11 protein-coding genes and 1 riboswitch are annotated in these 13121 nt (G+C 67.7%); of the genes, 4 read left to right on the top strand and 7 right to left on the bottom strand.

Annotation, left to right across the window (positions count from 1 at the left end; genetic code table 11):
• The first annotated feature begins 46 nt into the window (after positions 1-46).
• From ABQJ56_RS03525 to ykgO, 3 genes are all read left to right on the top strand, one after another.
• Entirely contained in the window at positions 47-2065 is a 2019-nt protein-coding gene (locus tag ABQJ56_RS03525; protein WP_367843599.1) for an FAD-dependent oxidoreductase, read from the top strand.
• Positions 2066-2324: 259 nt separating this feature from the next.
• Positions 2325-3227 (top strand): LysR substrate-binding domain-containing protein, encoded by a 903-nt coding sequence (locus ABQJ56_RS03520; protein WP_367843598.1) that lies wholly within the window; start codon positions 2325-2327, stop codon positions 3225-3227.
• 77 nt (positions 3228-3304) lie between these two features.
• Positions 3305-3430: a type B 50S ribosomal protein L36 gene (gene ykgO / locus ABQJ56_RS03515; RefSeq protein WP_007080705.1), complete on the top strand. Its 126-nt coding sequence runs from the start codon at positions 3305-3307 to the stop codon at positions 3428-3430.
• Between the two features lie 77 nt (positions 3431-3507).
• On the opposite strand, the gene ABQJ56_RS03510 is transcribed toward ykgO, so the two are convergent.
• From ABQJ56_RS03510 to carA, 5 genes are all read right to left on the bottom strand, one after another.
• A complete protein-coding gene (locus tag ABQJ56_RS03510) occupies positions 3508-3966 on the bottom strand; it encodes a hypothetical protein (RefSeq protein ID WP_367843597.1) in 459 nt (152 codons plus the stop codon).
• 77 nt (positions 3967-4043) lie between these two features.
• Positions 4044-5207, bottom strand: a complete 1164-nt coding sequence (locus ABQJ56_RS03505; RefSeq protein ID WP_367843596.1) for an MGDG synthase family glycosyltransferase — start codon at positions 5205-5207, stop codon at positions 4044-4046.
• Between the two features lie 80 nt (positions 5208-5287).
• Positions 5288-5767 carry a transcription elongation factor GreA gene (gene greA, locus ABQJ56_RS03500; RefSeq protein WP_367843595.1) on the bottom strand — a complete coding sequence of 160 codons (480 nt, stop codon included), beginning with the start codon at positions 5765-5767 and terminating at the stop codon, positions 5288-5290.
• Positions 5764-8991 carry a carbamoyl-phosphate synthase large subunit gene (gene carB / locus ABQJ56_RS03495; RefSeq protein WP_367843594.1) on the bottom strand — a complete coding sequence of 1076 codons (3228 nt, stop codon included), beginning with the start codon at positions 8989-8991 and terminating at the stop codon, positions 5764-5766. Before carB ends, greA begins: the two co-directional genes overlap by 4 nt.
• A gap of 1 nt (position 8992) precedes the next feature.
• Positions 8993-10120: a glutamine-hydrolyzing carbamoyl-phosphate synthase small subunit gene (gene carA, locus ABQJ56_RS03490; protein ID WP_367843593.1), complete on the bottom strand. Its 1128-nt coding sequence runs from the start codon at positions 10118-10120 to the stop codon at positions 8993-8995.
• Positions 10121-10331: 211 nt separating this feature from the next.
• On the opposite strand from carA, the gene ABQJ56_RS03485 reads away from it, so the two are divergent.
• Positions 10332-11027, top strand: a complete 696-nt coding sequence (locus tag ABQJ56_RS03485; RefSeq protein WP_367843592.1) for a 2OG-Fe(II) oxygenase — start codon at positions 10332-10334, stop codon at positions 11025-11027.
• A gap of 9 nt (positions 11028-11036) precedes the next feature.
• Here ABQJ56_RS03485 and ABQJ56_RS03480 read toward each other — a convergent pair whose 3' ends face one another.
• Positions 11037-12041: a sodium:calcium antiporter gene (locus ABQJ56_RS03480; RefSeq protein WP_367843591.1), complete on the bottom strand. Its 1005-nt coding sequence runs from the start codon at positions 12039-12041 to the stop codon at positions 11037-11039.
• A 65-nt stretch (positions 12042-12106) separates the two neighbouring features.
• Positions 12107-12253: riboswitch (yybP-ykoY riboswitch) on the bottom strand.
• Positions 12254-12300: 47 nt separating this feature from the next.
• Complete coding sequence (dapB, locus tag ABQJ56_RS03475; protein ID WP_367843590.1) at positions 12301-13098, bottom strand: 4-hydroxy-tetrahydrodipicolinate reductase; 798 nt, start codon at positions 13096-13098, stop codon at positions 12301-12303.
• Between the last annotated feature and the right edge of the window lie 23 nt (positions 13099-13121).

The raw sequence follows: 13121 nt of genomic DNA, 5'->3' as shown, positions 1-13121 counted from the left end.
CCCGGCAACAGGCACATTCATACGATCGTTTGAACACGGTCGCACCATGAGCTATCCCCACCTGTTCGCCCCGCTGGACCTGGGTCACGTCACCCTGCCCAACCGCATCCTGATGGGCTCGATGCACACCGGGCTGGAGGACAGGGCCGCCGACTACGACAAGCTGGCGGCCTATTTCGCCGAGCGCGCCCGCGGCGGCGTGGGGTTGATGGTCACAGGCGGTATCGCGCCCAGCATCCGGGGCTGGCTGAAGCCCTTCGGCGGCCGCCTCACGATGCCCTGGCACGTGGCTCGCCACCGCAAGCTCACCGACGCGGTACACGCCGAAGGTGGGCACATCTGCATGCAGATCCTGCACGCGGGTCGTTACGGCTATCACCCGTTGTCGGTGGCTCCCTCGCGAATCAAATCGCCGATCACCCCGTTCACGCCCCGCGCGCTATCCGCGGGTGGCGTCGAGCGCACCATCCGCGACTTCGTGCACTGCGCACAGTTGGCCCGAGAGGCGGGCTACGACGGCGTCGAGGTGATGGGTTCGGAAGGCTACCTGATCAACCAGTTCATCGCCGCGCGCACCAACCACCGCGATGATGCCTGGGGCGGCGATGCCTCGCGGCGCATGCGCTTCCCGGTGGAGATCGTGCGCCGCACCCGCGAGGCGCTGGGCCGCGACTTCATCATCATCTACCGGCTGTCGATGCTGGACCTGGTCGAGGGTGGCCAGGACTGGAGCGAGGTCGTCGCGCTGGCCAAGGCGATCGAGGCCGCCGGCGCCAGCCTCATCAACACCGGCATCGGCTGGCACGAGGCCCGCGTGCCCACCATCGTCACCAGCGTGCCGCGCGCGGGCTTCGCATGGGTGACGAAGAAGCTCAAGGGCGAGGTTGCCGTCCCGCTGGTCGCCACCAACCGCATCAACATGCCCGAGGTGGCCGAGCGTGTGCTGGCCGACGGCGACGCGGACATGGTGTCGATGGCCCGCCCGCTGCTGGCCGATCCCGAATGGGCGAACAAGGCGAAGGGCGGCCGCGGCGAGCGCATCAACACCTGCATCGCCTGCAACCAGGCCTGCCTCGACCACGTGTTCCAGAATCGCCGTGCCAGTTGCCTGGTCAATCCGCGCGCCTGCCACGAAACCGAGCTGAAGATCGAGCCGGCGCCGCAGCGCAAGCGCATCGCCGTGATCGGCGCGGGCCCGGCCGGCATGGCCTGCGCCGCCATGCTGGCCGAGCGCGGCCATGCGGTGACCCTGATCGATCGCGCTGGCGAGATCGGCGGCCAGTTCAACTACGCCAAGCGGATCCCGGGCAAGGAGGAGTTCCACGAGACCTTGCGCTATTTCCGCCACCGTCTCGCCGATACCGGCGTCGAACTGAAGCTGGGCGTCGAGGCCGATGCCTCTACGCTCAAGGCCGCCGGCTACGACGAGGTGGTGGTCGCCACTGGCGTACTGCCGCGCCGTGTGAGTTTTCCGGGCAGCGACGACCCGCGTGTGCTGGGCTACCTCGACGTGCTCGCGCGCGACCATCCGGTCGGGCCGCGCGTGGCGATCATCGGCGCAGGCGGCATCGGCTTCGACGTGGCCGAATTCCTGGTCGAACACCAGCCATCGCCCACCACCGACGTGGCGCGCTGGGCGCGCGAATGGGGCGTGGATACGCGCTATGCGCAAGGGAGTGGCCTGCAGTCGCCGCAACCTGAGGCACCGCTGCGGCGGCTCTGGCTGCTCCAGCGCAGCGAAGGCCGTCCCGGCGCCCGGCTCAACAAGACCACCGGCTGGGTTCACCGCGCCACGCTCAAGGCCAAGCGCGCGACCATGCTGGGCAAGGTCGCCTACGAGCGCTTCGACGACCAGGGCCTGCACGTCACCGTTGATGGCCAGCCGCAGATACTGCCGGTCGACAACGTGGTGATCTGCGGCGGCCAGGAACCGGATCGCCGGCTTGCCGAGGCGCTGATCGCCACCGGCATGAGCGTGCACGTCATCGGTGGTGCCGACGTGGCCGCCGAACTTGATGCGAAGCGCGCGATCGAGCAAGGCACGCGGCTGGCTTGCCGGCTCTGAGTACGCCCTGGCCATCTCCGACGGGTGACGGCGTCGCTCGCCGGACGTCCGGCGAGCGTGCAAAGAAAACGCCTCGCGAAACGACGCATCGATAGGGCCCGGGGGGGGAGGTGGCCAGTATCGGTATTCAGCGTCGCTGCGAGGCGAGGGTCACCACCATCGGGGGAGGGGGGTGGATGGTGGGACGAGGCGTATTTTATGAGCGACACGTTCAAGTATCTAATATATATTTAGAACGATATTTATATCGAAACCATATATGTTTGACTTCCGCCAGCTGCGCTACTTCATCGCCGTCGCCGAGGAGTTGAGCTTCACCCGCGCGGCGATCCGCCTGCACATCTCCCAGCCACCGCTGTCCCAGCAGATCCAGGCGCTGGAGCGGGATCTTGGCGTATCCCTGCTGGAACGCAGCAAACGCAAGGTGGAGCTGACCGAGGCCGGCCGGGTCTTCCTGGAGCAGGCGCGCCAGATCCTCGCCCAGGCCGAACTGGCGCGCAGCCGCACCGCGGCGGTCGCGGCCGGCCACAGCGGCCAGTTGCGGCTGGCCTATACGGTGTCGGTGTCGTTCCACCCCGCCCTGCCGCGCGCCCTGCTGCGCCATCGCCGGATGGCACCGGAGGTGAACATCCAGTTGTGCGAGATGTATACCGAGCCGCAGTTCGCCGCCCTGCTGGCGAACGAGATCGATGTCGGCTTCGTGCGCGACGAGCCCCGCCATCCGCAGGACGCCCGCCAGCTGCAGTTGCACGTGCTGGACCGCGAGCCCCTGTTGCTTGCCCTGCCCTCCAGCCACGCGCTGGCCTCACGCGAGGAACTGCAGATGGGCGAAGTGGCCGGCGAGGCCTTCGTCAGCCAGCCACGCGAACTCGCCGCCACCTTGCACGACCGGCTCGCCACGCTGGCCGGCGCGGCCGGCTTCCAGCCGCGCATCGTGCAGCAGGCCCAGCAGATCAACGGCCTGCTGGCGCTGGTGGCCGCCGGCTTGGGGCTCGCGCTGGTACCGGCGACGATGCGGGCGGTGCACCTGGCCGGAATCAGCTACGTGCCGCTGGCCGACCGCGCGGCGCATCTGCTGCTGGCCGTGGCCAGCCGTGTCGGCGATCCCTCGCCGGCGCTTGCGCAATTCCTCGCCACGGTGCAGGCGTCGAGCGACGACTGATCCAGCGACTTGTGACAGGCGATTCAGCAGGTTATACTTGCGCGCTGCGTTTTTCTGTTTGGTATCAGGAGCTGGCCGTGAAGGTGCTTAACTCGTTGAAGTCCGCCAAGGCGCGGCACCGCGACTGCAAGATCGTGCGTCGTCGCGGCAAGGTGTTCGTGATCTGCAAGAGCAACCCGCGTTTCAAGGCCCGTCAACGCTGATTGCAGCGCGGACGCGTCGATGAAAAAGGCCGCCTGGCGGCCTTTTTTGTGCCTGCTCTCGTGCCGTCGCACGCCGGTCAGCGTCGCGGGTCCGCCGGGTGGCGGCACGACAACCAGAACAGGATGGCGGAGCAGCACAGCGAGACCCAGTAATCGCTCGGCGCCGGTCCCCACCAGTGGATATGCCAGGGGATGTAGCGTGGCGCGAAATGCGCCACGCCGTAGGCAGGGTTCAGCACGAACCAGAGGAAATCCTCGGCGATCCAGAACAGCATGATGCAGGCGAACACGCGCGCCTCTGCCCGCCAGCTCCAGCTGCCGGTGAAGATCAGCGGGAAATGGAAGAACAGCGCCATGCAGGGAAACAGCCAGGCGTGGTAACCGGTCATCGGTCGGCCGCCCCAGAAGATGTCGAGCAGCCAGTGGTGTTCGATGCGCCAGGTCGGCAGGTTGGCGGCCCAGCCGGCGGCGCCTTCGACCTGGATCTCGACGTTGGCGAAGAAAAACGCCAGCAGGAGCACCCAGCCCACCGTCATCAACAGGACCGCCGGACGGACCGGGACCTGCCCCGCGCTTCCGGCGCGAGCGGACTTGTGGCCAGGACTCCGCACGCTCAGGCATCCACTGGTGCGCTGGAGCGATCGACACGGCCAAGCCCAGCCTGCACGGTTTCGAGTACGTGCCGCGCGGCCCGCGGCCGCCCGAGCCGGCTCGCGCACTCGCGCATCCTTGCCAACCGGTCCGGTTCCGTCAACAACTGGCGCACCTTGTACTCGAGCGAGACCTGGTCGATCGCCTTCCATGCGGCGCCCTGCTCCAGCACATAGTCGGCATTGCGCTCCTCCTGGCCCGGGATGGGCGCATACACCACCATGGGAACCCCCATCGCCAGGCATTCGGACGTCGTCAGGCCACCGGGCTTGGTGACCACCAGGTCGGTGCAGGCCATCAATTGCGCCACCTCGTTGGTGAAGCCGAACGGGAAAAGCCGTTGCGGATGTTCCGCGGCCTGGACCTTGAGCCGTGCCAGCGCAGCCTCGTTGCGCCCGGCCAGCACGAGCAGCTGGAAGTCATGCTCCAGGCGCATCAGCCCGGCGGCCACTTCATCGAGCTTGCCCACGCCGGCGCCGCCGCCCATCAGCATGATCGTGCGCCTGCCGGGATCAAGCCCGAAGCGCGCTGCGCAGACCTGCCTCTCCTGCGGCACGGTGAACGCCGGCATGACGGGGATGCCGGTGGTATGCGCACGCTCGGCGTCAATGCGGTTTGCCCGCATGCGAAATGCGATCTCGTCGCTGGCGGCAAAGTACCCCGTCATGCACGGAATCACCCACATGCCATGCAGGTCGAAATCGGTGACTTGCACCCAAACCGGCACGTTCATCCGTTCACGCCGTATCTCCCGCATCAGGATCTCGGCGGGGAGGAAGTGGGTGCAGACGATGGCATCCGGCGCGAACGCCTCGATCGCCTTGCGCAGATCGCCCGTGCCGAGCCGCTCGATGGCACGCCGCAGCCTCTGCATCGGCCCGTCCGGGTCGGCTTCGGAACTGCGCTGGTACAGCATGCCCCACAGCGTGGGATAGCTGTTCACCAGGGTGATGTAGAAGTCGGTGTAAACCTTGCGGAACGTGGATGGCACGTAGTCCATCGCGTCCAGGTGCAAGGTCTCCAACTGTGGAAACTCCGCCTCGGCAGTGAGGCGCAGGGCCTCGGCGGCGCGGACATGCCCGGCACCGGCCGAGACGCTGAGCAACAGTATCTTCTGCTTTGGCATGGGGCGATCCGTAGTCAGGCACTCGGCCGCAGGCACCGCTGCCGCCAGTCGATCAGGAAGACGGGCAGTCTCGCATCGGTTCAGGAATAACGCACGCCGGTGATTTCGTAGCGCTTCACTCCGTTCGGCGCATTGAATTCGAAACTGTCGCCCTCGCTCTTGCCGATCAGCGCGCGCGCGATCGGCGAGGACACGGCGATCAGGCCCTGCTTGATGTCCGCCTCGAGGTCACCCACGATCTGGTAGGTCACCTCGGCGCCGCTGTCTTCGTCCGCCAGGTCCACCACGGCGCCGAACACCACCTTGCTGCCGGGATTGAGCCGCGACACGTCGATCACCTGGGCGGTGGAAAGCAGCGCCTCCAACTGGGCGATGCGTCCCTCGATGAAGCTCTGCAGCTCGCGCGCGGCGTGGTACTCGGCATTCTCCTTGAGGTCGCCGTGCGCGCGCGCCTCGGCGATTGCCGCGATGATGCGCGGGCGCTCTTCCGACTTCAGGCGTTCCAGTTCGGCGCGCAAGCGTTCCGAACCGGCCTTGGTGATGGGGGCACGCGCGCTCATGCGTTCAACTCCTTGTGCAGTTCCTGCAGGCTGTGCACGTCCTCGCTGCCGTGGAAATCCAGCGAATGGACCAGCGCCCGCGCGCCCGCGACGGTGGTGGAATAGGTGACGCGCTGCTGCAGCGCCTCGCGCCGGATCGAGAACGAGTCGGCGATCGCCTGCTTGCCCTCGGTGGTGTTGACGATGTAGACGATCTCGCCGTTCTTGATCAGGTCGACGATGTGCGGCCGGCCTTCGAGCACCTTGTTGATGCGCTCGCAAGCGACGCCGTGGTCGTTGAGGTAGGCCGCCGTGCCGGAAGTGGCCACCAGGCAGAAGCCGCGGCGCAGCACTTCCTGCGCCACCGGCAGCAAACGGTCCTTGTCGGCGTCGCGCACCGACACGAACACCTTGCCCTTCGGTGGCGTCTTGATGCCAGCCGCATCATGGCCGCGGGCGAACGCGGCGCCGAAGCTGCGGCCCACGCCCATCACCTCGCCGGTGGAACGCATCTCGGGACCGAGGATCGGGTCCACGTTCTGGAACTTCAGGAACGGGAAGATCGCCTCCTTCACCGAGTAGTACGAAGGAATCACTTCCTTCGTGCTGCCCTGCTCCGGCAACGACCTGCCAGCCATCGCGCGCGCGGCGATCTTGGCCAGCGGCACGCCGGTGGCCTTGGAGACGAACGGCACCGTGCGCGAGGCGCGCGGGTTCACCTCGAGGATGAACACGGTATCGCCCTGGATCGCGAACTGGGTGTTCATCAGGCCGATGACCTTCAGCTCCTTCGCCATCGCGGCAACCTGCCGGCGCATCTCGTCCTGCACCTCGGCGGTGAGCGAATACGGCGGCAACGAGCAGGAGGAATCGCCGGAATGCACGCCGGCCTCCTCGATATGCTCCATGATGCCGCCGATCAGCACGTTGCCCTCGGCATCGGCGATGATGTCCACGTCCACTTCGACCGCATGGTCGAGGAAGCGGTCCAGCAGCACCGGCGAATCGTTCGACACCTGCACTGCCTCGCGGATGTAGCGCGCGAGGTCGGCGTCGTCGTAGACCACTTCCATCGCGCGTCCGCCCAGCACGTAGCTGGGGCGCACCACCAGCGGATAGCCGATCTCGCGCGCCAGCGCCAGCGCCTCGTCGGCGTTGCGCGCGGTGCGGTTCGGCGGCTGGCGCAGACCCAGCCTCTCGATCATCTGCTGGAAGCGTTCGCGGTCCTCCGCCAGGTCGATCGAGTCGGGCGAGGTGCCGATGATGGGCGCGCCGGCCGCTTCCAGCGCGCGCGCCAGCTTCAGCGGAGTCTGGCCGCCGTACTGCACGATCACACCCTTCGGCTTCTCCAGGTCGACGATCTCCAGCACGTCTTCCAGCGTGAGCGGCTCGAAATACAGGCGGTCGGAGGTGTCGTAGTCGGTCGACACGGTTTCCGGGTTGCAGTTGACCATGATGGTCTCGAACCCGTCCTCGCGCAGTGCCAGCGCGGCGTGCACGCAGCAGTAGTCGAACTCGATGCCCTGGCCGATGCGGTTCGGGCCACCGCCGAGCACGACGATCTTCTCGCGGTCGGTCGGATTGGCCTCGCACTCTTCCTCGTAGGTCGAGTACATGTAGGCGGTGGTGGTGGCGAACTCGGCCGCGCAGGAGTCCACGCGCTTGTACACCGGGCGCACGCCCAGGGTACGGCGCAGGTGGCGCACGGCGGCCTCGTCGGAACCGGTCAGCTCGGCAATGCGCGCATCGGAAAAGCCCATGCGCTTCAGTTCGCGCATGCGCGGCTCATCCAGCGCGGCGATGCCCTGCGCCTGCACATCCTGCTCGGTCAGCACGATGTCCTCGAACCCGGCGAGGAACCAGGGATCGACGCGGCTGAGATCGTGCACCTCTTCCAGCGTGAGGCCGGCGCGGAACGCGTCGGCAAGATGGAACACGCGGTCGGGCCGCGGCTCGCGCAACTCGCGCTTCAGCGTGGCCAGGCCCTCGTCCGTGCCGATCTCCAGGCCGGTCGGGTTGAGCCCGGTCTTGCCGATCTCCAGCCCGCGCAACGCCTTCTGCAGCGACTCGTGGAAGCTGCGGCCGATCGCCATCACCTCACCCACCGACTTCATCTGGGTGGTGAGGCGTGCGTCGGCGGCAGGGAATTTCTCGAAGGCGAAACGTGGGATCTTGGTGACCACGTAGTCGATGGTCGGCTCGAACGAAGCCGGCGTGAGGCCGCCCGTGATGTCGTTCTTGAGTTCATCCAGCGTGTAGCCCACCGCCAGCTTCGCGGCGATCTTCGCGATCGGGAAACCGGTGGCCTTGGAGGCCAACGCGGACGAGCGCGACACGCGCGGGTTCATCTCGATGACGACGACGCGGCCGTTCTCGGCATTGATGCCGAACTGCACGTTGGAGCCGCCGGTGTCCACGCCGATCTTGCGCAGCACGGCGATGGAGGCGTCGCGCAGGCGCTGGTATTCCTTGTCGGTGAGCGTCTGCGCCGGCGCCACGGTGATCGAATCGCCGGTGTGCACGCCCATCGGGTCGAGGTTCTCGATCGAGCAGACGATGATGCAGTTGTCCGCGGTGTCGCGGACCACCTCCATCTCGAACTCCTTCCAGCCCAGCACCGATTCCTCGACCAGCACCTCGTGCACCGGGGAAAGGTCGAGGCCGCGCTTGACGATCTCCTCGAACTCCTCCTTGTTGTAGGCGATGCCGCCGCCCGAGCCGCCCAGCGTGAAGCTGGGGCGGATGATGGTCGGGAAGCCCACCTTGGCCTGGATCTCCACCGCCTGCTCGAAGCTCCTGGCGACTTCCGCCTTGGGGCAGTCCAGGCCGATCTCGGCCATCGCCTGCTTGAACAGCTCGCGGTCCTCGGCCATGCGGATCGCATCGCGCTTGGCGCCGATCAGCTCGACCCGGTACTTGTCCAGCACGCCGTGGTCGGCGAGGTCGAGCGCGCAGTTCAGCGCGGTCTGGCCGCCCATGGTGGGCAGCACCGCATCGGGCTTTTCCTTGGCGATGATGCGCTCCACCGTCTGCCAGTTGATCGGCTCGATGTAGACGGCGTCGGCCGTCTCCGGGTCGGTCATGATGGTGGCGGGGTTGGAGTTCACCAGGATCACCCGGTAGCCCTCTTCCTTCAGCGCCTTGCAGGCCTGTGCGCCGGAGTAGTCGAACTCGCAGGCCTGGCCGATCACGATCGGGCCGGCGCCGATGATCAGGATGCTCTTGATGTCGCTACGCTTGGCCATCTCAGCGGGCCTCCTGCATCAGCTGGGCGAACCGGTCGAACAGGTAACCGATGTCGTGGGGACCGGGCGAGGCTTCCGGGTGGCCCTGGAAGCAGAACGCCGGGCGATCGGTGAGCGCGAAGCCCTGCAGCGAGCCGTCGAACAGCGAGGTGTGGGTGACGCGCACGTTCGCCGGCAGCGTGGCGGGATCCACTGCGAAGCCGTGGTTCTGGCTGGTGATCAGCACGCGGCCGTCGCCGTGATCCTTCACCGGATGGTTCGCGCCGTGGTGGCCGAATTTCATCTTCAGTGTCTTCGCGCCCAGCGCCAGGCCCATGATCTGGTGGCCGAGGCAGATGCCGAACAGCGGGATCTTCGCGTCGAGGAAGCTCTTGGCGGCGGCGATCGCGTAATCGCAGGCGGCCGGGTCGCCAGGGCCGTTGGAGAGGAACACGCCATCGGGCGCCATCGCCAGCACCTCGGCGGCAGGCGTCTGCGCCGGCACCACGGTGATGTCGCAGCCCTGCTCGGCCAGCAGGCGCAGGATGTTGTGCTTCACGCCGTAGTCGTAGGCGACAACCTTGAAGCGCTTCGCCGGCTGGTTGAAGGCCTGCCGGTCGAGGTCGTAGACGCCCGCGTTCCACGCATAGGCCTGGTCGGTGCACACCACCTTGGCCAGGTCCATGCCGTTGAGGCCCGGGAAGGCACGTGCCTTGGCCAGGGCGGCCTCGGCATCGACCTGCTCGCCTGCGACGACGCAGCCGTTCAGGGCCCCCTTGTCGCGCAGGATGCGGGTGAGGCGGCGGGTATCGATGCCGGCGATCGCCACCACGCCGTGACGCTTCAGGTAATCGGGCAGGCTCTCGGTGCTGCGCCAGTTGCTGGCCCGGCGCGGCACGTCGCGCACGATCAGGCCGGCGGCATGCACCTTGGCCGACTCGGCGTCCTCGGCGTTGCAGCCGGTGTTGCCGATGTGGGGATAGGTCAGGGTGACGATCTGCCGGGAATACGAGGGATCGGTGAGGATCTCCTGGTAGCCGGTCATGGCGGTGTTGAAGACCACCTCGCCGACGGTCTCGCCAGTCGCGCCCACGGCATGGCCGTGGAACACGCTGCCGTCTTCGAGGGCAAGCAATGCGGGGATGGGCATGGGAACCGCCTTTCGGGTGCAGCAAAGTCCGCAAGCCGCAGGAAGCAGGCTTGAGAACCTTGGAAGGGAGGACATTCGGGCGGGTCGCAATGATAGGCGCAGCGGTGCTGGCTGTCCACTTCGATCGGGACAGAAAACGCCGGCTCGTCAGCTGCCGTACCACTGCACGGCGCTACACTGATGCCATGTTTACAGGGAATGAAGCTTGCCCATGAGTCCGGACGCCCTGCTTGATCCTGCCCGCCTCGAACGTCCGGACACCTTGGTGCGGCATACGCCATTTCCGTTCATGGTCGCCCACGGCCAGTTGCCCGACGAGGCGCGCGGCGACCTGGACCGCGACTTCCCGCGCTACCCCAGCGCCGGCTTCTTTCCCTGGGACCCGGCTGAATGCGGCCCCTCGATCAACGCGCTCGTGGAGCAGCTCACCGCGCCAGCCTTTGCCGGGTTGATCGGCCAGCGGCTGGGCATCGCCGACCTCGGCCAGTACCCCACCCTGGTGACGCTGTGCCGGCTGCTGAACAAGCGCCACGGCACCATCCACACCGACAGCAAGTCCAAGGTGGCCACCGCCCTGCTCTACCTCAATCCGCAGTGGCCCGACACCAGCGACGGCTGCCTGCGCTTCCTCGACAAGATCGACGACATCGACGCCACGGTGGTGCCCGAACTGCCGCCGCTGTACGGCGAATTGGCGGTGTTCCGGCGTTGCGACAACTCCTTCCACGGCCACCTGCCCTACGAGGGCGAGCGCCGGGTGATCCAGGTGGCCTGGCTCACCAGCGAGGAGGAAAAGCTGCGCAAGACCAGGCGCGGCAAGTTCTCCCGCCTGTTCAAGAAGCTGTTCGGCAAGCTGGACACCCGCTACGGCGCCGACCGCGACCGCAACGCCGCGCACCGCGACTGATCTCCTGCCTCAACGGGTGAAATGCCAGGCCACGAAGACGGCGAACACGCCGTACAGCAGGCCGACCGGCAACAGCCAGCGTGCGTCCACGCGACCGCGACGGAACAGCCACCACAGGTAGACGATGGCCGCGGCAGTGAGCACGCCGGACACGATCAGCGGCAGATCGAACAGCCACGGCGTGGCGAAGATCGCCAGCGCGCTGGGGATCGTCGCCTGGATCATCATCGCGCCCGAGATGTTGGCGAGCGCCAGCCGCTCCTTGCCCTGGCGCACCCAGATCAGCGCGTTGAGCGTTTCCGGCAGTTCCGTCGCCACCGGGCTCAGCACCAGCGCCACCAGGTGCGGCGGCAGCGTGAAGGCCTCGCCGATCGCTTCGAGCTGCCCCACGAACACCCGCGAAGCCGCGGCGATCACCACCAGCGCCGCCACCGTCTGCGCCACCACCCAGCGCATCGCGGGCTCGGCCTGATGCGGGCGCAGCTTCAGTGGCTCCAGCGTCTCCTCCTCCGGCGCTCTGTCGTCGCTGCGCATCTCGCGCCATACGTACAGCGCGTAGGCGAGCAGGAACAGTACGCCCAGCCACGGCTTGAGCGCGAACGCCACCAGGCCCAGGCCCACCTTGACCGCGAAGATCGCCAGGAACCACGACTGGTCGCGCGCCAGCCGCTGGTGGTCGACCCGCACCAGCCGGTCGGCACGCCGCAGCCGATGGCGGTTGCCCCACATGGCCACGCCGACCACCGCATAGGCGATCGTGGCCAGCACCAGCGGGCCGCCCATCGCCGCGCCCACGCCGATGTCGCGCGCAGCCGGGGTCTTGCCGAAGATCACCGCCACGAAGGTCACCGCGCTTTCCGGCAAGGCCGTGCCGAAGGCCGCAAGCACGGTGCCGGTGGCGGTCGCGCCCAGCCGCAGCTTGCGGCCCAGCCATTCGATGCCATTGACGAAGTATTCGCAGGCGAGATAGATCGCGCCTGCCGAGACGAGGAACAGACAGAGGATGAGCAGCATGGAAGGCACGGGCCGGGCGAACGGATGAACCGATGGCACAACGACACCGTTCGCCCGGCCGGGTGAAGTGTCGCTGGCCAAAGGTCTCGCCGGGCCAGGCGCCACGTGGATGGCGCTCTCGCTGTCCGCACCATGGCGCCGGGAAACGGCGACCAAGTCTGTTGATGCGAACGCCTCGGGGGTGAGGCTGGCTACTCCCCAATGACAGGCGGGTGATGCTAGCGGCCATCGCCGGGCATGGCAATGCCGGCGGTCTGGTTCAGCGCGGCGACGCGATCACGTCTTCCAGTTGCCAGTGCCCCGGCGCGCGGCCGACCAGCCAGAGCGCCGCCTGCAGCGCGCCACGCGCGAAGATCGCGCGGTCGGTGGCGCGATGCCCCAGCTCCAGCCGCTCGCCTGGCCCGATCAGCAGCGCCTGGTGCTCGCCCACGATGTCGCCGCCGCGCACCACCGCGAAGCCGATGCTGCCGGGAGCCCGCTCGCCGGTGCGTCCTTCTCGACTGCAGACCGCAGTGGCATCCAGCGTGGTGCCGCGCGCGGTGGCGGCCGCCTGCCCCAGCGCCAGCGCCGTGCCCGAGGGCGCGTCCTGCTTGCGGCCGTGATGGGCTTCGACGATCTCCAGGTCCCAGTCCGGCAGCGCGGCGGCGGCCTCGCGCAGCAGTCGCGTCAGCAGCGCCACGCCCAGGCTGAAGTTCGCCGCGCGCAGCAGCGCAATGCTCGCACCTGCCGTCTCCAGCCGCGACTGCAGGGCTGCATCGAGACCGGTGGTGCCGGTCACCAGCGGGACGCCATGCGCGAGGCAGTGATCCAGCGCCGCCGCCAGGCCGGCGGGGCCGCTGAAATCGATCACCGCATCGAGCGCGGGCGCCTGCGACCAATCGTGCGCATGGCGCAAGGCCTGCCCCAGCCAGACCGGCTCGCCGTCATGCACCGAACCCGGCGAGACCAGCGCATGCGCCAGCTCGAAGCGGGCGTCCCTGCGCAACAGCGACAGCAGGGCCTGCCCCATGCGGCCGGAAGCGCCATTGATGGCGAGGCGGATCGGGGCAGCGGTCATGGCCGGCGTCCTGCAGTGACGGA

The organism is Rhodanobacter geophilus (assembly GCF_040812275.1).
GTDB classification, from domain to species: domain Bacteria; phylum Pseudomonadota; class Gammaproteobacteria; order Xanthomonadales; family Rhodanobacteraceae; genus Rhodanobacter_A; species Rhodanobacter_A geophilus.
The sequence above is the reverse complement of the archived record's forward strand: the minus strand, read 5'-3'. Positions and strand labels throughout refer to the sequence as shown.

Coding starts and splice junctions, on each gene's coding strand:
- ABQJ56_RS03525 (WP_367843599.1), top strand. CDS start 47: ATGAGCTATCCCCACCTGTTCGCCCCGCTGGACCTGGGTCACGTCACC.
- ABQJ56_RS03520 (WP_367843598.1), top strand. CDS start 2,325: ATGTTTGACTTCCGCCAGCTGCGCTACTTCATCGCCGTCGCCGAGGAG.
- ABQJ56_RS03510 (WP_367843597.1), bottom strand. CDS start 3,966: ATGACGGTGGGCTGGGTGCTCCTGCTGGCGTTTTTCTTCGCCAACGTC.
- ABQJ56_RS03505 (WP_367843596.1), bottom strand. CDS start 5,207: ATGCCAAAGCAGAAGATACTGTTGCTCAGCGTCTCGGCCGGTGCCGGG.
- greA (WP_367843595.1), bottom strand. CDS start 5,767: ATGAGCGCGCGTGCCCCCATCACCAAGGCCGGTTCGGAACGCTTGCGC.
- carB (WP_367843594.1), bottom strand. CDS start 8,991: ATGGCCAAGCGTAGCGACATCAAGAGCATCCTGATCATCGGCGCCGGC.
- carA (WP_367843593.1), bottom strand. CDS start 10,120: ATGCCCATCCCCGCATTGCTTGCCCTCGAAGACGGCAGCGTGTTCCAC.
- ABQJ56_RS03485 (WP_367843592.1), top strand. CDS start 10,332: ATGAGTCCGGACGCCCTGCTTGATCCTGCCCGCCTCGAACGTCCGGAC.
- ABQJ56_RS03480 (WP_367843591.1), bottom strand. CDS start 12,041: ATGCTGCTCATCCTCTGTCTGTTCCTCGTCTCGGCAGGCGCGATCTAT.
- dapB (WP_367843590.1), bottom strand. CDS start 13,098: ATGACCGCTGCCCCGATCCGCCTCGCCATCAATGGCGCTTCCGGCCGC.